General features: G+C 74.2%; 19 protein-coding genes. 16 read left to right on the top strand and 3 right to left on the bottom strand.

From position 1 onward, the window contains the following. Positions 1 to 125 precede the first annotated feature (125 nt). Positions 126 to 980 carry an Fpg/Nei family DNA glycosylase gene (locus ACYX4T_RS21640; protein ID WP_476011322.1) on the bottom strand — a complete coding sequence of 285 codons (855 nt, stop codon included), beginning with the start codon at positions 978 to 980 and terminating at the stop codon, positions 126 to 128. A gap of 51 nt (positions 981 to 1,031) precedes the next feature. On the opposite strand from ACYX4T_RS21640, the gene ACYX4T_RS21635 reads away from it, so the two are divergent. The 3 genes from ACYX4T_RS21635 to ACYX4T_RS21625 all read left to right on the top strand — a co-directional run bounded on the left by ACYX4T_RS21635 (position 1,032) and on the right by ACYX4T_RS21625 (position 4,541). After that, positions 1,032 to 1,463 carry a nucleoside deaminase gene (locus ACYX4T_RS21635; RefSeq protein WP_476015339.1) on the top strand — a complete coding sequence of 144 codons (432 nt, stop codon included), beginning with the start codon at positions 1,032 to 1,034 and terminating at the stop codon, positions 1,461 to 1,463. A gap of 113 nt (positions 1,464 to 1,576) precedes the next feature. Further along, positions 1,577 to 3,469: a glycosyltransferase gene (locus tag ACYX4T_RS21630; protein ID WP_476011321.1), complete on the top strand. Its 1,893-nt coding sequence runs from the start codon at positions 1,577 to 1,579 to the stop codon at positions 3,467 to 3,469. After that, positions 3,396 to 4,541, top strand: coding sequence for a hypothetical protein (locus ACYX4T_RS21625; RefSeq protein ID WP_476011320.1), 1,146 nt, complete (start codon positions 3,396 to 3,398; stop codon positions 4,539 to 4,541). The genes ACYX4T_RS21630 and ACYX4T_RS21625 overlap by 74 nt, the downstream gene beginning before the upstream one ends. Here ACYX4T_RS21625 and ACYX4T_RS21620 read toward each other — a convergent pair. Next, positions 4,510 to 5,223 carry a TetR/AcrR family transcriptional regulator gene (locus tag ACYX4T_RS21620; RefSeq protein WP_476011319.1) on the bottom strand — a complete coding sequence of 238 codons (714 nt, stop codon included), beginning with the start codon at positions 5,221 to 5,223 and terminating at the stop codon, positions 4,510 to 4,512. The genes ACYX4T_RS21625 and ACYX4T_RS21620 overlap by 32 nt on opposite strands. Positions 5,224 to 5,305: 82 nt before the next feature. On the opposite strand from ACYX4T_RS21620, the gene ACYX4T_RS21615 reads away from it, so the two are divergent. The 11 genes from ACYX4T_RS21615 (at position 5,306) to ACYX4T_RS21565 (ending at position 19,032) form a co-directional block, all read left to right on the top strand. After that, complete coding sequence (locus tag ACYX4T_RS21615) at positions 5,306 to 6,811, top strand: AMP-binding protein (protein ID WP_476011318.1); 1,506 nt, start codon at positions 5,306 to 5,308, stop codon at positions 6,809 to 6,811. A 116-nt stretch (positions 6,812 to 6,927) separates the two neighbouring features. After that, entirely contained in the window at positions 6,928 to 8,085 is a 1,158-nt protein-coding gene (locus tag ACYX4T_RS21610; protein WP_476011317.1) for an acyl-CoA dehydrogenase family protein, read from the top strand. Then, complete coding sequence (locus ACYX4T_RS21605) at positions 8,082 to 8,903, top strand: TIGR03084 family metal-binding protein (protein WP_476011316.1); 822 nt, start codon at positions 8,082 to 8,084, stop codon at positions 8,901 to 8,903. Before ACYX4T_RS21610 ends, ACYX4T_RS21605 begins: the two co-directional genes overlap by 4 nt. A gap of 83 nt (positions 8,904 to 8,986) precedes the next feature. Next, positions 8,987 to 10,525 carry an acyl-CoA carboxylase subunit beta gene (locus tag ACYX4T_RS21600; RefSeq protein WP_476015338.1) on the top strand — a complete coding sequence of 513 codons (1,539 nt, stop codon included), beginning with the start codon at positions 8,987 to 8,989 and terminating at the stop codon, positions 10,523 to 10,525. A gap of 73 nt (positions 10,526 to 10,598) precedes the next feature. Continuing rightward, on the top strand, positions 10,599 to 12,605 hold the full coding sequence (locus ACYX4T_RS21595; RefSeq protein WP_476011315.1) for an acetyl/propionyl/methylcrotonyl-CoA carboxylase subunit alpha: 2,007 nt from the start codon (positions 10,599 to 10,601) through the stop codon (positions 12,603 to 12,605). Then, on the top strand, positions 12,602 to 14,341 hold the full coding sequence (locus ACYX4T_RS21590; protein WP_476011314.1) for an acyclic terpene utilization AtuA family protein: 1,740 nt from the start codon (positions 12,602 to 12,604) through the stop codon (positions 14,339 to 14,341). Before ACYX4T_RS21595 ends, ACYX4T_RS21590 begins: the two co-directional genes overlap by 4 nt. Continuing rightward, a complete protein-coding gene (locus tag ACYX4T_RS21585) occupies positions 14,338 to 15,357 on the top strand; it encodes a TIGR03617 family F420-dependent LLM class oxidoreductase (protein WP_476011313.1) in 1,020 nt (339 codons plus the stop codon). The genes ACYX4T_RS21590 and ACYX4T_RS21585 overlap by 4 nt, the downstream gene beginning before the upstream one ends. Then, entirely contained in the window at positions 15,354 to 16,943 is a 1,590-nt protein-coding gene (locus ACYX4T_RS21580) for a class I adenylate-forming enzyme family protein (protein WP_476011312.1), read from the top strand. Before ACYX4T_RS21585 ends, ACYX4T_RS21580 begins: the two co-directional genes overlap by 4 nt. Continuing rightward, positions 16,944 to 18,086, top strand: a complete 1,143-nt coding sequence (locus ACYX4T_RS21575) for an acyl-CoA dehydrogenase family protein (RefSeq protein ID WP_476011311.1) — start codon at positions 16,944 to 16,946, stop codon at positions 18,084 to 18,086. 51 nt (positions 18,087 to 18,137) lie between these two features. Further along, complete coding sequence (locus ACYX4T_RS21570; protein WP_476011310.1) at positions 18,138 to 18,620, top strand: GNAT family N-acetyltransferase; 483 nt, start codon at positions 18,138 to 18,140, stop codon at positions 18,618 to 18,620. A gap of 10 nt (positions 18,621 to 18,630) precedes the next feature. Next, positions 18,631 to 19,032 carry a hypothetical protein gene (locus tag ACYX4T_RS21565; protein WP_476011309.1) on the top strand — a complete coding sequence of 134 codons (402 nt, stop codon included), beginning with the start codon at positions 18,631 to 18,633 and terminating at the stop codon, positions 19,030 to 19,032. Between the two features lies 1 nt (position 19,033). On the opposite strand, the gene ACYX4T_RS21560 is transcribed toward ACYX4T_RS21565, so the two are convergent. Beyond that, positions 19,034 to 19,267 carry a hypothetical protein gene (locus tag ACYX4T_RS21560; protein WP_476011308.1) on the bottom strand — a complete coding sequence of 78 codons (234 nt, stop codon included), beginning with the start codon at positions 19,265 to 19,267 and terminating at the stop codon, positions 19,034 to 19,036. Between the two features lie 99 nt (positions 19,268 to 19,366). Here ACYX4T_RS21560 and ACYX4T_RS21555 point away from each other — a divergent pair, with 99 nt between their 5' ends. Together ACYX4T_RS21555 and ACYX4T_RS21550 are read left to right on the top strand one after the other, a co-directional pair. Next, on the top strand, positions 19,367 to 20,674 hold the full coding sequence (locus ACYX4T_RS21555) for an O-acetylhomoserine aminocarboxypropyltransferase/cysteine synthase family protein (protein WP_476011307.1): 1,308 nt from the start codon (positions 19,367 to 19,369) through the stop codon (positions 20,672 to 20,674). Next, positions 20,671 to 21,141 carry a CoA-binding protein gene (locus ACYX4T_RS21550; RefSeq protein WP_476011306.1) on the top strand — a complete coding sequence of 157 codons (471 nt, stop codon included), beginning with the start codon at positions 20,671 to 20,673 and terminating at the stop codon, positions 21,139 to 21,141. Before ACYX4T_RS21555 ends, ACYX4T_RS21550 begins: the two co-directional genes overlap by 4 nt. Positions 21,142 to 21,143: the final 2 nt, after the last annotated feature.

Raw genomic sequence — 21,143 nt, 5'->3', positions numbered from 1 at the left:
GGTGCCGGGGCGCTTGGTTGTGCACGACAGGTGGACTGTTCAAGTACCTCTGCGTGATGGCACTGCGCGTACTGTCACCCGTTCAGGGTACCAAGGATGTCGTGGAGCTGTGACAACCCGTGAGATCACGCCTGCTCGACGGTGCACCACCAGGTGGTGCGTCCCCCGACCGTGCCCCGCGTCATCGGCGCGCCGCACCGGGGGCAGACCTCGTCCTTCGCGCGGTGGGCGATGACCTCGCCGGTGTGCACGCCGCCCTTCTCGATGGCGCTGCGGGTGGCCTTGCGCAGCTCCCGGCGCAGGGCGTCGAGCTCCTCGGTCGACAGGTCGCCCGCCGGACGGGACGGGCTCAGGCGCGCCTGCCACAGCGTCTGGTCGGCGAGCAGGTTGCCGACGCCGGCGAGCACCGACTGGTCGAGCAGGCGCGCCTTGAGCGGCGCGGTGCCCTTGCCGACGCGCGCGCGGAAGTCGTCGCGGGAGATCTCGGCGGCGTCGGGGCCGAGCGCGTCGACGTCGGGCTCGAGGTGCACGCGGCCCAGACGGCGCTTGTCGAACAGCCGCAGCTCGCCACCGTCGTCGAACCTGATCCGGACCCGGTCCCACTGTGGATTCTCCCGGACTGCTTTCCCGGGCCGCTCCCCCGCCTTCTCCGGCATGCCCCCGACGTGCGGGTCGCCGCCCGCGTAGAGGCTGGAGTCCTCGTCGCCGGTCGGGCCGGTGACGAAGATGCGCCCGCCCATGCCGAGGTGGATGCCCAGGTGCGGACCCTCCGCGCCGTCGGCGGTCACCGTGTCGCACCACATCGTCTTGCCGCGCCGGTGCGCCGCGACGAGGCGCCCGCCCTTGAGCGCCTGGTCGATCTCGCCGGGGTGGTGCGGGCGGCAGACGTAGGAGTCCGAGTCGTCGACGCCCGCGATCACCCGGTCCAGCGCCTTCTCGACGACCTGGCGCGCGTTCTCGACCTCGGGCAGCTCGGGCACCGGGCCATTCTGCGGCGTGGGAGCGTGGGCGGCGTGCGCAGCCCTGACGAGATGCTCGCCGTCGCCCTCGAGGAGGCCCGGGCCGGGGCCGCGGCGGGCGGTGTCCCCGTCGGCGCGGCCCTCTTCGGTCCCGACGGCGAGCTGCTCGGAAGGGGCCACAACCGCCGCGTGCAGGACGGCGACCCCGCCACCCACGGCGAGACGGCCGCCTTCCGCGCCGCCGGGCGCCGCCCGCACTACCGCGGCACGACGATGGTCACCACGCTCTCCCCGTGCTGGTTCTGCGCGGGGCTCGTCCGTCAGTTCCGCATCCCGCGCCTCGTCGTGGGCGAGGCCGAGAACTTCGGGGGCCAGCACGCCTGGCTCGCCGAGCAGGGCGTCGAGGTCACCGTGCTCGACGACCCGCACTGCGCGGCGCTCATGCAGCGCTTCGCCGCCGACCACCCCGAGGCGTGGCTGGAGGACATCGGCGGGCCCGAGTAGGCGATCCTCCGGCCACCTCCCGAGGGCACCGACGGGCCCGCGAGCGAACACGATCGAGTGGACCGCACCCGGGGAGACGTTAGGCCGTTCGTCGTAGTGACCACCATGCTCGGGTGAACGCTCCCGCCGACGTCGCCCCGCTGGGCGACCTGCTCGTGGCCGAGGGGTTCATCGATGACCGGCAACGGGCGTGGGCGCTCGACGTGCAGCACCGCACCGGCTCCCGCCTCGGGTCGATCCTGGTCGCGGCGGGCCTCGTGCGCCGGGCCGACCTCTACCGGCTGCTCGCGCGCTCCTGGGACACCGACTTCGTCGACCTCGGGGAGGTCACCCCGGACCCCGACCTGCTCGCCGGCCTGGACCCCGAGCACCTGGCGGTCCGGGGCTGGCTGCCGGTCCGTCGCGAGGGAGGCCGCATCGTGGTCGCGGTGGCCGACCGGCCCGACGACGGCCTGCGCGCCGAGATCGCGGACGCCCTCGGCCCGGACGTCGCCCTGCGCGTCACCACCGACTGGGACCTCGTGGCCGCCCTGCACCGCGGGTTCCGCGAGACCGTCGTGGACCGGGCGACGCTCGGGCTGTGGTCCCGCAGCCGGCGGCAGTCGGCACGCCAGGTGCTCACCCGCGGCCAGCAGGTGCTCGTCGTCGCACTGCTGGTGGCCGTCGTCCTCGGCCTGGTGCTCGCGCCGCGCGCCACCCTCGTCGCGCTCTCCGGCGCGGTGGGCCTGGGCTTCCTCGTCGCGGTGCTGTTCAAGTTCGTCGTGTGCATGGTCGGGGTGCACCGCGAGGCCCAGGAGGCGGTGACCCCCGAGGACCTGGCCGCCCTCGACGACCGCGACCTCCCGCGCTACACGGTGCTCGTCCCGGTGTTCCGCGAGGCCAACGTCGTCGCCGACCTCATCGCCAACCTGGGCGCCCTCGACTACCCGGCCGAGAAGCTCGAGATCCTCCTGCTGCTCGAGGAGAGCGACACCGAGACCATCGAGGCCGCCCGGGCGGCCGACCCGCCGGAGACCATCTCGTTCCTCGTCGTGCCCCCGGGCGCGCCGCAGACGAAGCCCAAGGCCTGCAACGTCGGGCTCTTCTTCGCCCGCGGCGAGCACCTGGTGATCTACGACGCCGAGGACAAGCCCGACCCCGACCAGCTGCGCAAGGCCGTCGTCGCGTTCCGCCGGGGCGGCGAGCGCCTGGTCTGCGTGCAGGCCGCGCTGAACTACTGGAACGCCGCCGACAACTGGCTGACCCGGATGTTCACCACCGAGTACTCGTTCTGGTTCGACTACATGCTGCCCGGCCTGGAGCGCCTGGGGCTGCCGATCCCGCTCGGCGGCACGTCGAACCACTTCCGCACCTCGGCGCTGCGCGCCCTCGGCGGCTGGGACCCCTTCAACGTCACCGAGGACGCCGACCTCGGGATCCGGGCGGCCGCCCTCGGCTGGCGGGTCGGCGTCATCAACAGCACGACCTACGAGGAGGCCAACCGGGCTCCCGGCAACTGGATCCGCCAGCGGTCGCGGTGGATCAAGGGCTACCTGCAGACGCTGCTCGTGCACCTGCGCAGCCCGCGCTCGCTCGTGCGCACGGCCGGGCTGCGCCAGAGCGTCGCGTTCGCGCTGCTCATCGGCGGCACCCCGGCCGCGTTCCTGTTCACCCCGCCGCTCTACGCGCTGTTCGTGCTCTCCCTGCTCGTCCCGCCCGAGGTGCTCTCGCCGTACTTCCCGGGCTGGGTGCTGTGGGTGAGCCTGTTCAACCTGATCATCGGGAACGGGCTGATGATCTACATCTCGATGATGGGCGCGTTCAAGCGGCGCCGGTACGCGCTGGTCATGTGGGCGCTGCTCAACCCGGCGTACTGGCTGCTGCACGCCGTCGCCTCGTACAAGGCGCTCTGGCAGCTCGTCACGCGTCCGCACTACTGGGAGAAGACGGTCCATGGTCTCAGCAGCCCCGCCGAGCACGCCGCCGAGCACGGCAGGGGCGCCGGGCCGCTCCCCGTGGCCGGGTGACGCCCGGGCGCGCTGGGCGCTGCGCGTCGGGCTCGCCCTCCCCCTGATCGGGCTCGCGGTGCTCGCCCAGAGCCGGGGCTTCGCGAGCACCTCCCACCTGCAGGCGGTCCGCCAGTCGGCGGCGACGGTGGCGGGCGGCGCGGACCTCGCCGGCATCCGGTACGCGTACCCGCCGCTGCCCACCCTCGTCGCCACCGTCGTGCCGGGCGGCACGCTCGGGCTCTGCGTCGTGGCCTCGCTCTTCGCCGGGTTCGCGCTGCACACGGTGTGGGAGCGGCTCACGGACCGGGACGTGCCGTGGTGGCTGGTCGGCCTGCTGCTCCTGCCGATCCTCGGCGTGCCGGCGGTGGCCTACCTGGCGAGCGAGAGCCTGCCCGGGATCGCGACGCTCTCGCTGCTCGCCGTGGCCGTCCAGGGCTTCGTGCGGTTCGCCCGCGAGCGCAGCACCGAGGGTGGCTTCGTCGCCGGCCTCGCCCTCGCCGTCGCGTTCTGCTTCAGCCCGATCACCGTGCCGTTCGCGCTGGCGCTGGGCGCCTCGACGGTGTTCCTGGCCCGGGAACGCTTCCGCGACGAACCGTCGGCGGTCCCCGCGACCGTGGGCGTCGTCGTCTTCCCGGTCGTCTTCGTCATCGGGGCGTGGACGTTCCTGCAGTGGCGGTTCTCGGGCGCGGCGTTCGCCACCCTCGCCGACACCCCCGGCTTCCTGGCCTTCCCCGGCGGGGCCTGGGCGTCGCTCGTGGCCGCCGTCGCCACCGTCTGCCTCGGCCTCCTCCACGCCCCGCTGTACCTGCTCATGGCGGTGTCCATGGCCCTCCGCGAGCCCCTCCCGCTGGTCGGCTACCTCATGCCGGTCGTCGGGTCGGTCGTCGCGGTCTGGACGGGGCTGGTGTTCACCCAGGTCAGCGCCACGGTGCTGTTCACCCTGCTCGCGCTCATCGCCGTGCCGCGGCGACCGCCGCGCGCGCTCGCGATCGCCCTGGCCGTCGTCGCCGTCGCCCAGCTCGCCCTCGGCTGGCTCTGGCCCCCGACCAGCCCGGGGTTCACCGAGTGGGTGGGTGTGCTGGTGGGCTGAAGCGCTCGGGCCCGCAGACCTCGGCGACGCAGCGGGCCACGGCGCCGTCGGGGTCGGCGACCGCACGCACACGCTCCTCGGCGACCCCGAGCCCGCGCAGCAGGGTGCGCGTGAACTCCGCGGCCACGTCGGCGGGGCGCAGCCGCCCGGCCGGGTCGAACCACGTCCACATCCAGTGCAGCGAGCCGAACATCTGCAGGCTGCGCAGCCGGGCGTCGCCGGGCACGAACACCCCGGCCGCGGCGCCGTCCTGCAGCACCGCGACCACCAGGTCGCGGTAGGCGTCGCGCTGGGCGCGGGCGGTCTCCATCCCCGGCTCGTCGGTCAGGCGCACGACCTCGCGCTGGAACGCCACCGTGGTCGCCGGCTCGTCGGTGGAGTAGCGCACGCCGGCGTGGACGAACGCCGCGATCCGCTCGTCCGGCGCGGCCAGGCGCCCGAGGAACGCGTGGGCCTCGTCGAGGCGGCGGCGCATGTAGCGCTCCTGCACCTCCGCGAGCAAGCGGGGTTTGGTGCCGAAGTGGTGGACGATCGTCCCCTTGCTCATCCCGAGCTCGGCCGCGACGTCACCGAAGTTGGCGCGGTCGTAGCCGCGCTCGGCGACGTGGCGGGTGAAGGTCACGAGGATCTCGTCCCGCCGCCCGCCGCGGGCGCGGCCCGGGGCCACCACCGGTTCGGTCACGACGCCCCCTTGTGAACTGACCGCACGTACGGGCAGAGTAGCGCAGGTCACGAGGACGTGGGGCGCGGCGAGGAGGACGGCGATGGACGGTGGGATCGCCGACTGGGTGGCCCGGCGGGCGGCGCGCCGGCCCGGAGCCACCGCGCTCGTCGACGTCGTCACCGGCGCCCGCCACACCTACGCCGAGCTCGACGCCCGCGTCTCCGCCCGGGCCGCGGCGCTCGCCGACCTCGGCGTCGGCGTCGGCGACCGCGTCGCCCTGCTCGGCGAGAACTCGGGCGCCTACCTCGAGTGGCTCTTCGGCGCGGCGCGCCTCGGCGCCGTGGCCGTGCCCGTCAACCACCGCCTCGCGCCCGCCGAGGTCGCGCACGTGCTGGGTGACTCCGGGGCGACGGTGCTGGTGCGCTCGACGACGTTCGCGGCGCTCGCCGAGGGGGCGCTCGCCGCGCTCGAGGGTCCCGCGCCCGCGATCGTGGAGCTGGGCGACGAGCCGGGCCTGCCCGGCATCGTCGACGCCCACCCCGCGGCCGGCGACGACCCCTGCGTGATCATGTACACCTCGGGCACCACCGGCGTCCCCAAGGGCGCTGTGCTCACGCACGACAACATGCTGTGGAACGCGATCAACATGGTCACCGCGGGCCCGGGCATCGGGAGCACCGACGTCACGATCGCCGCGGCACCGCTGTTCCACATCGGTGCGCTGGGACTCTCCGCGCTCCCCCTGATCTACGCCGGCGGCACGGTCGTCGTCGTGCCCACCTTCGACCCGGCCGCGTTCGCCGCGCTCATGGCCGACGAGGGCGTCACCACCCAGTTCCTCGTCCCCGCGATGTGGGCGGCGCTCACCCGGCTGCCGTCGCTGCCGCCCCAGCCCTCGCTGCGCTGGGCGATCTCGGGCGGCGCGCCCTGCCCGGTGACGGTGATCGAGCACTTCACGGCACTCGGCTGGACGTTCACCGAGGGCTTCGGGATGACCGAGCTCTCGCCCGCCGCGCTCTTCCTCGACGCCGCCGCCGTGCTCGACCACGCCGGCTCGGTGGGCCGGCCGTTCATGCACGTGGACGCGCGGCTGGTCTCCGCGACCGGGGAGGAGGTCGGCGTCGGCGAGGTCGGCGAGCTGGTGCTGCGCGGGCCGACGGTGTTCGCCGGCTACTGGAACCGCCCGGAGGCGACGGCCGAGGTGCTGCGCGAGGGCTGGTTCCACAGCGGCGACCTCGGCGTCCGCGACGCCGAGGGCTTCGTGACGCTGGTCGACCGGAAGAAGGACATGATCATCACGGGCGGGGAGAACGTCTACCCCGTCGAGGTCGAGCAGGTGCTCCACCGCCACCCCGCGGTCGCCGACGTCGCCGTCGTCGGGGTCGGGGACGCGACGTGGGGCGAGACGGTGCTCGCGGTGGTGGTCGCGTCCGGGCCGCTGGACCCGGACGAGGTGATCGCCTGGACGCGCGAGCGGATCGCGCACTTCAAGGCGCCGCGAGGCGTCGAGGTCGTCGACGAGCTGCCGCGCAACGCCACCGGCAAGCTCCTCAAGCGGGTCCTGCGCGAGCGGTACGCCGGGCACGCCGAGGCGGTCAGCCGGTGACGGCGTCGGGGGTGTCGAGCGAAGGGCACCTTCGGTCGGATCCGGGGCGGTCGCGTTCCGGCGAAGGGCGCCCTTCGGCCGGTAGTACGAGCGAAGGGCCCCTTCGCTCGGAACCGGTGAGCGCCCACGACGCCTGGGCGACCCCGGAGCGCCGGGCGCTGCGCGAGCTCGTCGCCGACTTCACGACCCGCGAGGTCGTGCCCCACCTCGCGCGGTGGGAGGACGACGGCGCCCTGCCGCGCGCGCTGCACGAGCGGGCCGGGGCGCTCGGCCTGCTCGAGCTGGGGTTCCCCGCGGGCGCGGGCGGGGTCGGCGAGCACCTCGACGCCTGCCTGGTCGCCGAGCAGCTGATCCTCTCCGGCGGGTCGAGCGGGGTCTGCGCCGGCCTGTTCACCCACGGCATCGGCGTCCCGCACATCGCCGCCGCCGGCGACCCCGACCAGATCGCGCGCTTCGTGGCCCCGACCCTGGCCGGGCGGATGATCGCCTCGCTCGGCGTTACCGAGCCCGGGGCCGGCTCCGACGTCGCGGCGATCACCACGCGCGCCCGGCGCGAGGGGGACGAGTACGTCGTCGACGGCGCCAAGACCTTCATCACCTCGGGCACGCGCGCCGACATCGTCACCACCGCCGTGCGCACCGGCGGCGAGGGGCACCGCGGCATCTCCCTGCTGGTGATCGAGACCGACCGCCCCGGGGTCTCCCGCTCGCCGCTGCGCAAGATGGGCTGGCACTGCAGCGACACCGCCGAGCTGCACCTCGACGGCGTGCGGGTGCCCGCGGCGAACCTCGTCGGCGCCGAGGGCACCGGCTTCCGCCAGATCATGGTCAACTTCGCGGCCGAGCGGCTGTCGATGGCCGTTCAGGCCTACGCCACCGCGCAGCGCTGCGTCGACCTGACCGTCGACTGGGCGCGCACTCGGCGGACGTTCGGCGCGCCGCTCGCGCAGCGCCAGGTCGTCCGCCACCAGATCGCCGAGATGGCGCGCACGACCATCGTCGCCCGCACCTACGTCCGCGACGTCCTCGCCCGGTGGCAGGCGGGCTCCCCCGACACCGACGTCGTCACCGAACTGGCCATGGCCAAGAACACCGCGGTGGCGGCGTGCGACGCCGTCGTCGACCGCGCGGTCCAGCTGCACGGAGGGATGGGCTACATGCACGGCGTGGAGGTCGAGCGCCACTACCGCGACGCGCGGATCCTCGGCATCGGCGGCGGGACGACCGAGATCATGGACGAGGTCGTGGCGGGCCGGTTGGGGCTGGACCGGTGAGCGCGCCGTCCGTGGCGTCGCTGCTGGACGACCTCGACGCCGAGCGCGCCGCGGTGATGGCGATCGTGCGCGAGCTCCCCCGCGCGTCGTGGACGCTGCCCACGCGCGCCGAGCCGTGGACCGTGCGCGATCAGGTCGCGCACCTCGGCTGGTTCGACGGCGCCTTCGCCCGGGCGATCTCGACGCCCGAGGAGTTCACCGCGGAGCGGGACGCCGTCACCGACCTCGACGGCTTCGTGGGGCGCACGCTCGCCGAGGTGCCCGAGGTCGGCCCGGCCGCGCTCGCCTACTGGCAGCACGCGGCGCGGGCGTTCGACCGCGCCGCCCGCGCGTGCGATCCGTCGGCCCGCCTGCCCTGGTACGGCCCGCCGATGTCGCTGCGCTCGGCGATCACCAGCCGGATCATGGAGACCTGGGCGCACGGCACCGACATCGCCGACGCCCTCGGCGCGCGCCTCGCCCCGACCGACCGGCTGCGCCACGTCGCCGACATCGCCGTCCGGGCCCGCGCGCAGGGCTACCGGGTGCGGGGCAGGGACGTGCCCGAGGCGCCCGTGCGCGTCGAGCTCACCGGGCCCTCGGGCGCGGTGTGGACGTGGGGTGATGTCAGCGGAGTGGCTCCGCAGACGATGAGTGTCCGTGACGCCGCTCCGTCGGACCTGATCGTCGGCGACGCCGAGGAGTTCTGCCTGGTGCTGGTGCGCCGGCGGCACGTCGACGACACGGCGCTGGTCGTCACCGGCGACGCCGCGCGCGAGTGGATGCTGGTCGGCCAGGCGTTCGCGGGGACGCCGGGGAAGGACCCGGTGCGGGCGTGACCATCGCCGACATCTCCCCCGCCGCCGTCCTGGGATCGCGGCTGGACCCCGCGTCGCCGGAGTACGCCGCCGACCGCGCGGCCATGCTCGACGCGCTGGCCGGCGTCGACGAGGTCGCCGCGACGGTCCTGGCCGCCGGCGGCGCCAAGTACGTCGACCGCCACCACGAGCGCGGCCGGCTCACCGCCCGCGAGCGCGTCGACCTGCTGCTCGACCCCGACGCCGCGTTCCTCGAGATCGGCGCGCTGGCCGGCGCCCACGAGCCCGACCTGACGACGCCGGGCGCGGGCCTGGTCGTCGGCATCGGGGCGGTCAGCGGCGTGGAGTCCCTCGTCGTCGCCAACGAGCCGACGGTCAAGGGCGGCTCGATCACCCCGATCGGCGTCACCAAGCAGCTGCGGGCGCTCGAGATCGCCGAGCGCAACCGGCTGCCGGTGATCGCGCTGGTCGAGTCGGGCGGCGCCGACCTGCCCCGCCAGGCCGACCTCTTCGTCCCCGGCGGGCGCACCTTCCGCGAGATGACCCGGCTCTCGGCGCAGGGCATCCCGACGGTCGCGCTGGTCTTCGGCTCGTCGACCGCCGGCGGGGCGTACATGCCGGGGATGAGCGAGTACACGGTGTTCGTCCGCGGCCAGGCCACCGTCTACCTGGGCGGGCCGCCGCTGGTGAAGATGGCCATCAACGAGGACGTCGACGACGAGACCCTCGGCGGCGCGGAGATGCACGCCCGCGAGTCCGGGCTCGCCGACCACCTCGCCGCCGACGAGCGCGACGCCCTGCGCATCGGGCGCCGGATCATCGCGGACCTCGGCTGGCGCAAGGCGGGCCCCGGGCCGTCGCTGCCCGCCGACCCGCCGCGGTTCGACGCCGAGGAGCTGCTGGCCTGCGCGGCGTCGGACCCGAAGCGGTCGGTCGAGGTCCGCGACGTGCTCGCCCGCGTGCTCGACGGCTCGCGGTTCGACGAGCACAAGCCGCTCTACGGCACCACGCTCGTGTGCGGCTGGGGCTCGATCGGCGGCTTCCCGGTCGGGGTGCTCGCGAACAACGGGATCCTGTTCTCCGAGGAGTCCCAGAAGGGCGCGCAGTTCGTCCAGCTCGCCAACGCGCGGTCGATCCCGCTGCTGTTCGTCCAGAACATCACCGGGTTCATGGTCGGCTCGGCCTACGAGCGCGGCGGGATCATCAAGGACGGCGCGAAGCTGATCAACGCGGTGTCGAACTCCGAGGTCCCGCACCTGACGCTCATGGTCGGCGCGTCCTACGGCGCCGGGAACTACGGCATGTCCGGGCGCGCCTACGACCCGCGCTTCGTCTTCACCTGGCCCAACCACCGCATCGCCGTCATGGGCGGGACGCAGCTCGCGGGCGTGATGTCGATGGTGCAGCGACGCTCGGCGCAGCGGGCCGGCCGTGAGTACTCCGAGGAGGCGGACGCCGCGACCCGGAAGGCCGTCGAGGACGCCGTGGAGGCGCAGTCGAACGCCGTCTACGCATCGGGGCGGATGTGGGACGACGGGGTCATCGACCCCCGCGACACCCGCACGGTCCTCGGCCTCGCCCTCTCGGCCGTCCATTCGGCCCCGATCACCGGCGCGACCCGCTTCGCGCCGTTCCGCATGTGAGCGGGGGTGTCAGCGAAGTGCCGTTGCTGACGTTGAGTGTCCGTATCGGTACTTCGATCACGGAGGGACGCCGGTGATCAACACGCTGCTCGTGGCCAACCGCGGCGAGATCGCGCGCCGGGTGATCCGCGCCGCGCGCTCGCTCGGCGTCCGCACGGTGGCGGTGTTCTCCGAGCCCGACGCCGACGCCCCGCACGTCGCCGAGGCCGACCGGGCCGTGGCGCTGCGCGGGTCGACCAGCACCGAGACCTACCTCGACGCCGAGCAGGTCCTCGCCGCCGCGCGGGCGACCGGCGCCGACGCCGTCCACCCCGGCTACGGCTTCCTGTCCGAGAACGCCGCGTTCGCCCGGGCCTGCGCCGACGCCGGGCTGACGTGGGTCGGCCCGGACCCGGCGTCGATCGAGGCGATGGGCGTCAAGCACACCGCCAAGGCGCTGGCCCGCGAGGCCGGCGTGCCGACGCTGCCCGACGCGCTGCTCGCGACCGACGACCCCGACGACTGGGCCCGGGCGGCCGCCGACGTCGGGTTCCCGCTGCTGGTGAAGGCCAGCGCGGGCGGCGGCGGCAGCGGGATGCGGGAGGTCCGGTCGCCCGACGCGCTCGCCGACGCCGTCCGCTCCGCCCGCGCCGAGGCCGCGCGCAGCTTCGGCGACGACACCGTCTTCCTCGAGCGCCTGCTCGTCGCGCCCCGCCACGTCGAGATCCAGGTGCTCGGCGACGCGCACGGGCACGTCGTGCACCTTGGCGAGCGCGAGTGCTCGATCCAGCGCCGGCACCAGAAGGTCGTCGAGGAGGCGCCGTCGCCGGTCGTGACGCCGGAGCTGCGCGAGCGGATGGGCGCCACGGCCGTCGCGCTGGCCGAGAAGCTGGGTTACGTGGGCGCGGGCACCGTGGAGTTCCTCCTCGAGGATGCGGAGATCCTGGCGACTGACGCCAGCGATGCCGCATCGCTCGCACCCCGCTTCCACTTCCTCGAGATGAACACGCGGCTGCAGGTCGAGCACCCGGTCACCGAGGAGGTCTACGGCGTCGACCTGGTCGCGCTGCAGCTCGCGGTCGCCGACGGGGAGCCGCTGCCGTTCACGCAGGACGAGCTCGTCCCCCGCGGGCACGCGATCGAGGTGCGCCTCTACGCCGAGGACCCCGCCGCCGGCGACCGCCCCAGCCCCGGCACGCTGCACCGCTACCGTCACACCCCTTCCGGCTACGACCGGCACCTGCGCTGGGAGGACGCCCTCGGTGAGCGGGGCGAGGTCAGCGCCTTCTACGACCCGATGATCGCCAAGGTCGTCGCCCACGCGCCGACCCGCACCGCGGCCGCCCGGCGACTCGCCGCCGGCCTCGCGCACGCCGAGATCCACGGCCCGGCCACCAACCGCGACCTGCTCGTCGCCCTCCTGCGCGACCCCGACTTCCTCGCCGGCGCCACGCGCACCGACTTCCTCGACCAGCACCCCGACCTGCGCACCCCGGCCCCGGCCACCCCGCGCGTCGTGCACCTCGCGGCGGCGATTGCCTGCACCTCCGCCGCCCGCCGGGCCCACGACCCGCTCGCCGGCCTCGCCCCGCCCGGGTGGCGCACGCTGCGGGGCGCCCCGCGCCCGACGATCACCTGGGAGGGCCCCGACGGCCCGGTCGACGTCGCCCACCGGCTGACGGCCGACGCGCTCGAGCTCGCCGACCACACCCTCGGCCTGCGCGACCTCACCCCCGACGGCGTCCGCGTCACCCACGACGGCGTCGCGTACGGCTGCCGCGTCACCCACCACGACGACACCGCGTACGTCGACGACGGCGAGGGTCACAGCGCCTGGCGGGAGAGGCCGCGCCTGCCCGCGCCCGACGCCGCCGCGGGCGGGGCGGGACCGGTCAGCGAGGTCCCGGGCACGGTCGTCGAGGTGCTGGTGAGCGAGGGCGAGCACGTGGTCGCCGGCCAGAAGCTCGTCGTCCTCGAGGCCATGAAGATGGAGCACCCGGCGCTCGCGGCCACCGACGGCGTCGTCGAGACCGTGCACGTCGCGGTCGGCCAGTACGTCGAGGCGCACGCCACGCTCGTGACGCTGGGGGTCGCCGAGTGATCGCCATCGCCAACGTCTCCGGCTTCTACGGCGACCGCCTGGCCGCCGCGCGCGAGATCGTCGACGCGCACCTCGAGGGCCGCGCGCACGTCGACGTCCTCACCGGCGACTGGCTCGCCGAGCTGACGATGGGCCTGCTCGCCAAGCAGCGCGACCGCGGCAAGGGTGGCTGGGCGACGACGTTCGTGCACCAGATGCGCGACGTCCTCGTCGACTGCCTCGACGCCGGCATCCTCGTCGTCGCCAACGCCGGCGGTCTCGACCCGGCGGGCTGCGCGGCCGAGATCGCGACGATCGACGACCGCGCGCGGGTCGCCTGGGTCGGGGGCGACGACGTCACCGAGCAGGTGCGCACCCTCGGCGACCGGGCGACGCACCTCGAGACCGGCGAGCCGATGCCCGAGAAGCCCGTGGTGGCCAACGCCTACCTGGGCTGCCGCGGCATCGTCGAGGCGCTCGCGGCGGGCGCGAACGTCGTGGTCACCGGGCGGGTCACCGACGCGGCCGTGGTCGTCGGGCCGGCCGCGTGGCGCCACGGGTGGGGCGCCGACGACCTCGACGCCCTCGCCGGCGCGGTCGCCGCCGGGCACGTCATCGAGTGCGGCGCCCAGGCCACGGGCGGCAACTACTCCTTCGCCGGCGAGCTGACCGGCACCGAGCACGTCGGCATGCCGATCGCCGAGATCGAGGCCGACGGGTCCGCGGTGATCACCAAGGCGTCGGGGACCGGCGGGGCGGTGACGGTCGAGACGGTCACCGCGCAGCTGCTCTACGAGGTCGACGGGCCGCGCTACCTCACCCCGGACGTCGTCGCGCGCCTCGACACGACGGTGCTCACGGCCGAGGGGCCCGACCGCGTCCGCCTCGCCGGCACCGTCGGGGAGCCGCCGCCGGCGACGGTCAAGGTCGGCGCGATCCTGCCCGCGGGCTGGCACAACGAGATGACGTTCGTGCTCACCGGCCTCGACGTCGAGGCCAAGGCGGACCACGCCCTCGCGGCGCTCTGGGCCGGCGTGCCGGGCGGGCGGGAGGCCTTCGAGCGCGTCGAGACCCGGTTGCTCCGGGCCGACCGGCCCGACCCCGCGCGCATGACCGACGCCGTCTCCCTGCTCACCGTCGCCGTCGCGGGCGGCAAGGAGGCCTGTGCGCGGCTCTCCCGGGCCGCCGTCGAGACGGCGCTCGCCGGCTACGCCGGCTTCTTCGCCACCACCCCGCCGGGCCCGGGCAGCGCCGCGAGCGTGTTCTGGCCGCTCCTGCTGCCCGCCGCCGACCTGCCCCAGCTCGTCGGCCTCGACGACCGCACGTGGACGGTGCCCGCGCCCTCCCCGGCCGCGAGCGAACGGGGAGTTCCGACGCCTGGAAGCAGCGAGATACCCGTTCGCTGCGACCCCGGCGCGCCCACCACCCGCGCACCCCTGGGGCGGCTGGTCGGCGCGCGCTCGGGCGACAAGGGCGGCAACGCGACGCTGGGGCTGTGGGCCCGCGACGACGCCGCGCACGACTGGCTGCGGGGCTGGTGGGACGAGGAGCACGTGGCCTGGCTGCTCGGCGAGGACGCCGCCGGCTGCCCGCTCCGGCTCTGGGCGTTCCCGCACCTGCGCGCGGTGGGCGTCACCGTCGTGGGCTTCCTCGGGCGCGGGGTGGCCGACAACCTCGCGCTCGACCCGCAGGCCAAGGGGCTCGGCGAGTTCGTCCGGGCCCGTCACGTCGACGTCCCCGAGGAGCTGCTGCGATGAAGGTCGACGCCACCGTCGTGACCGGGGGGCTGACGAGCTTCGCCGACGACGCGGTCACGGCGGAGAAGGCCGGCTACGACGCCGTGTGGGCGTCGGAGACCCAGCACGACCCGGCCGTGATGATCACGCTGGCGGCCACCCGGACCGAGCGCATCACCCTGGGTACCGCCATCACCGTCGCGTTCGCCCGCACCCCGATGACGACGGCGATGACCGCCAACGACCTGCACGGGGTCACCGGCGGCCGCTACGTCCTGGGGCTCGGCACGCAGATCAAGCCGCACGTCACCAAGCGGTTCTCGATGCCGTGGTCGCGGCCCGCCGACCGGATGCACGAGTACATCCGCGCCGTCCGCGCCATCTGGGACGCGTGGGCGACCGGCGAGCGCCTCGACTTCCGCGGCGAGTTCTACACGCACACGCTGATGACGCCGTTCTTCTCGCCGGGGCCGAACCCGCACGGCAACCCGCCGATCCACCTCGCCGGCGTCGGCCCGCGGATGACCGCGGTCGCGGGCGAGGTCGCCGACGGGTTCATGGCGCACGCCTTCTCCACCGAGCGCTACCTGCACGAGGTGACGCTGCCCGCGCTGCGCGAGGGCTTCGAGCGCGGCGGCAAGGACGGCACCGGCTTCGAGTTCTCGGGTACCGCGCTCATCGCCACCGGGAACACCGAGGAGGAGTTCGCGGAGTCGGTCCGCGACGTCCGCCGGCAGGTCGCCTTCTACGGCTCGACGCCCGCGTACCACCCGGTGCTCGAGCTGCACGGCTGGGGCGACCTGGCCCGCGAGCTCAACACCCTGTCGAAGCGCGGCGAGTGGGACGCGATGGGCGAGGCCGTCGACGACGAGGTCCTGCACACCATCGCGATCGTCGCCGAGCCGGACGAGGTCGGCCCCGCGCTGGAGCGGCGCTTCGGCGGCATCGCCCAGCGCATCCCGCTCTACGCGCCGACCGGGAGCCAGACCGATCGCTGGGGAGCGGCCCTGGCGCACCTGCAGGGGCGCGCGACGTGAGCCTCCCCGGCCTGCTGCGCACCGCCGCGCGGGAGCGACCGGACGCGGTCCTCCTCCGCGAGGCCGAGCCCGGCCGGCTCCGCTCGGCGGCGCGGCATCCCGGCGCGGTCACGCTCGCCGAGCTCGACGATCACGTCGACCGCCTCGCCGCGGGTCTCGCCGCCCGCGGTGTCGGGCCCGGCGACCGGGTCGGCGTCGCGCTCCCCAACGGCGCGGCGTGGGTCGGCCTGCTCTTCGCGGTCACCCGCCTGCGCGCCGTCCTCGTCACGCTGAACGTCCGCTACCGGGGCAGCGAGCTCGAGCACATGCTCGCCGACTCGGGCGCGCGGCTGGTCGTCACCGTCCCCGAGGCGAACGGCACCGATCTCGTCGCCCTCTACGACGAGCTGCGTCCGCGGCTGCCCCACCTCGAGCACGTGGAGGTCGACGTCGACGAGCTCGTCGGCGACGCGCCGGCCCCGAAGCGGGACGCCGACGACGCCGGCACCGATACCGACGACGCCGACCCGGCCGTCCTGCTCTACACGTCGGGCACCACGGGCACGCCGAAGGGCGCGGTCCTCACCCACGGCAGCCTGCTCGCGGCGGCCCGCGCCGAGGTCGATCACCTCGGGCTCGGGCCCGCCGACCGGTTCCTCGCGACCATGCCGTTCACGCACGTCGGGGGCCTGACGTGCACGCTGCTGGCGGCGCTCGTCGCGGGCAGCGAGGTCGTGCTCACGCCGGGCTTCTCCCCCGCGGGCGCGCTGCGCGACGTCACCACCCACGACGTCACCGTGTTCGCCGGGGTGCCGACGATGTGGACGCTGCTGCTCGCCGAGATGGCCCGGACGGGCGTCGACGCCCTGCCGTCACTGCGCTTCGCGGTCGCCGGGGGCTCGAACGTGGAGCCCGACCTGTGCGCGGCGATCACGCGGGCCGCGCCGCACGCGCGGGTCGTCAACCTCTACGGGCTCTCGGAGAGCTCGGGGGCGGCGGTGATGTCGGCGCTCGACGACGACGCGGCGACCGTCGCGTCGACGCTCGGGGTGCCGCTGCCCGGGATCGAGGTCCGGCTCGTCGACCCGGTCGGTGGCACGGAGGTCACCGGGGACGGGGCCGAGGGCGAGCTCTGGCTGCGCGGCCCGTCGGTGGCCGCGGGCTACCGGGGCATCGACGAGCCGACGACCTTCCGGCCACCGGAGGAGCAGGCCGGCAGGGGCTGGCTCGCCACCGGGGACATCGTCGCCCGGGTCGGGCGCGACCACCTGGCCCTGCGCGGACGGCTCAAGGAGATGTTCATCTCCGGGGGCTACAACGTCTATCCCGTCGAGGTCGAGAACGTCCTCGGCGCGCACCCGGGGGTCGCGATGGTCGCGGGCGTCGGCGCCCCCGACGACACCCACGGCGAGGTGGGCCACTACTTCGTCGTCCGGGCGGCGGGCAGCGACGTGACCGTCGACGAGCTCGTCACCCTGGCCGCCGAACGGCTGGCGAACTACAAGGTGCCGCGGATCGTCGAGTTCGTCGACGAGCTGCCGCTGACGCCGGCCGGGAAGATCCAGAAGGCCGTTCTCCGGCAACGTGTGCAGAAGGGGTCGTCGTAGATGGTCGCGTTCACCGAGGAGCACCAGGCCTTCCGCAAGACCGTGCGGGCGGTCGTGGAGCGGGAGATCGACCCGTACGTCGACGCGTGGGAGCGCGACGGGCGCATGCCCACCCACGAGCTGTTCGCCAAGCTCGGCGAGCTCGGCTTCCTGGGCCTCGAGTACGACCCGGCCTACGGCGGCGGCGGTGCCGACCACCTCTTCTCCGTCGTCCTCGCCGAGGAGATCGGGCGCGCGGACGCCGCCGGCGTCGGCATGGCGATCGCCGTGCAGACCGACATGGCCACGCCGTCGCTGGCCCGCTTCGGCAGCCACGAGCTCAAGGAGCGCTACCTCGCCCCGGCGATCCGCGGCGAGCACGTCACCGCCATCGCCGTCACCGAGCCCGACGCCGGCTCCGACGTCTCCGGGCTGAAGACCCGCGCGGCGCGCGACGGGGACCACTGGGTGATCCACGGGTCCAAGCTCTACATCACCAACGGCGTGCAGGCCGACTGGCTCTGCCTGCTCGCGCGCACCTCCGACGAGGGTGGGGCGCGGGGGATGTCGCAGATCGTCGTGCCGACGGACACGCCCGGGGTGTCGGTGTCGCGGACGCTCGACAAGCTCGGGAACCGCTGCTCGGACACCGCGGAGCTGTCGTTCGACGGGGCCCGGGTGCCGGTGTCGAACACCATCGGGCAGGCCGGGCGCGGGTTCCAGCAGCAGATGGCGCAGTTCCAGAACGAGCGCATGGTGGCCTGCTACGGCCGCGTCGGCGCCTGCGAGCGAGCCCTGGACCGCACGGCGGCGTACCTCCGCCAGCGCGAGGCGTTCGGCGGGCCGTTGATCGGTAACCAGTACCTGAGCTACCAGCTCGCCGAGCTCTACGCCCGCGTCGACATGTGCCGGCACTACAACTACGCCTGCGCCGAGGCGTACATGCGCGGCGAGGACACGTCCCGCTTCGCGACGATCGCGAAGCTCGCGATCGGCCGGCTCTGCGAGGACGTCGCCCGCACCTGCCTGCAGTACCACGGCGGCCTGGGCTACATCGAGGAGACGTGGACCGCGCGCTTCCTGCGGGACATGCGCATCACGTCGATCGGCGGCGGCGCGGACGAGGTCATGCTCCAGGTCATCGCAAAGATGCACGGCATGTGAGCAGTTACCTGCCCTATAGGGCGGTTAACTGCTCACGTGGGGATCGAGGTCGTGCCGCTGCAGCCGGAGCAGGCGGTCACGTTGCTGACCGAGCCGGAGGCGTTCACCGAGCGCTTCGGGCTGGTGCTCGTCGAGGGCTACCTCGCGTTCCCCGAGGCGCTGGAGCCGACGGTGACCGCGCTCGAGGGCGGGGTCGATCCCAGCTGGTTCACCCACCTCGTCGTCGACGGCACCGACGTCGTCGGCCTCGGCGGGTTCACCGGCCCGCCGACCGACGGCGAGATCGAGATCGGGTACTCGGTCGCCCCGTCGCGCCAGGGACGGGGCGTCGCGACGGCCGCGGTCGGGCAGTGGCTCGCGCGGGCCGAGCGCGGGGGTGTCCGCCGCGTCCGGGCGCACACGCTCCCGCACGAGAACGCCTCGACCACCGTGCTGCGCCGCCATGGTTTCGTCCTCGACGGCGAGGCCGTCGACCCGGACGAGGGCACGGTGTGGCGCTGGGTGCGGGATCTCCGCTCCGCCTCGGCCGACTAGGTTGCCCCCCGTGACGCCCCCGCCCTCCGTGCAGTGGTCCTTCCGGCTCTGGATCGCCGCGGTGGTCGTCGGCGTCCTCGGCAGCGCCCTCTCCCTCGCGACGGCCGCCACCGTGCCCAGCGGCTTCGCGGCGGGCAGCGGCATCATCGGCGCCGTCATCGGCCTGCTGTTCCTCGGGGCGCTGGTCTACCTCGCCCTGCGGATGCGCCAGGGCGACCACTGGGCACGCCTGGTGCTCACCGTCCTCGGCGGCGTCAGCGCGGTGTTCACCGTCGTGGGCGTGCTGCTCACCGCCGGGCTGGGGGTCAGCCTCGGCTGGCTGTCGACGGTGCTGAGCCTCGTGCAGGCCGCGCTGATCGTCGCGGCGATCCTGTTCTCCTACCAGACACCGGCGAACGCGTACTTCCGCTGACTCACGCGTGGTCCACCGTCGACGCGCCCGCGGCCGCCGACGCGCAGTGGGCGCAGCAGTAGAAGCTCCCGTCGACCTGGTGCCCGTGTCCCACGATCATCACGCCGCAGTGCTCGCAGCGCGGGGCCATCCGGTGCATCGCGCACTCGAAGCTGTCGAAGGTGTGTGTCGCGCCCTGGGCGCGGATCTCGAACGCCATCTCGTAGTCGTTGCCGCAGGTCTCGCAGACGGCCATCGGAGTACCCCTCTCCTCGGTGACGGACCGCTCAGGCCTTCCCACCCATGCACGTCGGGCAATCCCTCGCGGCGGGGCCGTTCGGTGTAGAACGGCGGGGTGGCAGGAGACGACCGCCCCTGGGGCTTCCGCACGCGCGCCGTCCACGCGGGCGCCGTGCCCGACGCGGCCACCGGCGCCCGGGCCGTGCCGATCTACCAGTCGACGAGCTTCGTCTTCGACGACACCGCCGACGCCGCGAACCTCTTCGCGCTGCAGAAGTACGGCAACATCTACAGCCGCATCGCGAACCCGACTGTCGCCGCGCTCGAGGAGCGCCTGGCCAGCCTCGAGGGCGCGCTCGGCGCCGTGGCCACCAGCTCCGGGCAGGCCGCGGAGTTCCTCACCTTCGCGACGCTCGCGGGCGCCGGCGACCACATCGTCGCGTCGTCCGCGCTCTACGGCGGCACGGTGACCCAGCTCGACGTCACCCTGCGCCGGTTCGGGGTCGACACGACGTTCGTCGCCGGCGACGACCCCGACGCCTTCCGCCGCGCGATCACCGAGAAGACCCGCTGCGTGTTCGCCGAGATCATCGCGAACCCGTCGGGAGAGGTCACCGATGTGGCTGCCCTGGCCGAGGTGGCCCACGAGCGCGGCCTGCCGCTGATCATCGACGCCACGATGGCGACGCCGTACCTGTGCCGGCCCATGGAGCACGGCGCCGACATCGTCATCCACTCGGCGACGAAGTTCCTCGGCGGGCACGGCACCACGCTCGGCGGCGTCATCCTCGAGTCGGGCCGGTTCGACTGGGGCAACGGGAACTTCCCCCAGATGACCGATCCGATCCCGTCCTACGGCGGGCTGACCTGGTGGGGCAACTTCCAGGAGTACGGCTTCCTCACCAAGATCCGATCTGAGCAGCTGCGCGACGTCGGCGCCACCCTGAGCGCGCACTCCGCGTTCCTCCTGCTCCAGGGCGTCGAGACGCTGCCCCAGCGGATGGAGGCCCACGTCGCGAACGCCCAGCGCGTCGCCGAGTGGCTCGAGGCCGACGAGCGCGTCGCGTGGGTCAGCTACGCGGGCCTGCCCGGTCACCCTCACCACGAGCGGTCAAGGAAGTACCTCCCGCAGGGCCCGGGGGCGGTGTTCAGCTTCGGCGTGTCGGGTGACGACGAGGATGCAGCGCGGGCCGCGGGCCGGCGGTTCATCGAGTCGGTGCAGCTGTGCAGCCACCTCGCCAACATCGGCGACGCCCGCACGCTCGTCCTGCACCCCGCGTCGACCACCCACCAGCAGCTGACCGCCGACCAGCTCCGCGAGGGCGGCGTGCGCCCGGACCTCATCCGCATCAGCGTCGGCATCGAGGACGCCGACGACATCCTGTGGGACCTCGACCAAGCGCTGACGGAGGCGACCAAATGACCTGGACCCCGCCGTCCGCCCTGGAACGCCAGGCGATCCTGCGCAGGACGAGGACCGTCGCCATGGTCGGCGCCTCGCCCAACCCGGCGCGGGCGTCGAACTTCGTCGCGACCTACCTGCTCGGCTCCACCGGCTTCGACGTCTGGTTCGTCAACCCGAACGCCGGCGAGATCCTCGGGCGTCCGGTGTACCCGTCGCTGGACGCGCTGCCGGTGACGCCCGACCTCGTCGACGTCTTCCGCCGCCCGGAGGACCTGCCCGACGTCCTCGACGCGACGATCGAGGCCGGCGCGCGGACGTTCTGGACCCAGTTCGGGCTCTACGACGAGGCGCTGGCCGAGCGCGGGGTCGAGGCCGGGCTGACCGTCGTCATGGACCGTTGCCTCAAGGTCGAGCACGCCCGCTTCCACGGCGGGCTGCACCTCGCGGGCTTCGACACCGGGGTGATCAGCGCCCGCAAGCGCTGAGG

This window comes from Actinomycetospora sp. ABD4_176, from assembly GCF_056311855.1.
Note: the sequence above shows the minus strand (reverse complement) of the source record. Positions and strands in the feature narration are given on the sequence as shown.

Bases quoted from the DNA above. Each gene is read 5' to 3' on its own strand.
- ACYX4T_RS21600 (WP_476015338.1), top strand. From the start codon at position 8,987: ATGCTCGACGCGCTGGCCGGCGTCGACGAGGTCGCCGCGACGGTCCTG.
- ACYX4T_RS21585 (WP_476011313.1), top strand. From the start codon at position 14,338: ATGAAGGTCGACGCCACCGTCGTGACCGGGGGGCTGACGAGCTTCGCC.
- ACYX4T_RS21635 (WP_476015339.1), top strand. From the start codon at position 1,032: ATGCTCGCCGTCGCCCTCGAGGAGGCCCGGGCCGGGGCCGCGGCGGGC.
- ACYX4T_RS21550 (WP_476011306.1), top strand. From the start codon at position 20,671: ATGACCTGGACCCCGCCGTCCGCCCTGGAACGCCAGGCGATCCTGCGC.
- ACYX4T_RS21625 (WP_476011320.1), top strand. From the start codon at position 3,396: ATGGTCTCAGCAGCCCCGCCGAGCACGCCGCCGAGCACGGCAGGGGCG.
- ACYX4T_RS21615 (WP_476011318.1), top strand. From the start codon at position 5,306: ATGGACGGTGGGATCGCCGACTGGGTGGCCCGGCGGGCGGCGCGCCGG.
- ACYX4T_RS21575 (WP_476011311.1), top strand. From the start codon at position 16,944: ATGGTCGCGTTCACCGAGGAGCACCAGGCCTTCCGCAAGACCGTGCGG.
- ACYX4T_RS21560 (WP_476011308.1), bottom strand. From the start codon at position 19,267: ATGGCCGTCTGCGAGACCTGCGGCAACGACTACGAGATGGCGTTCGAG.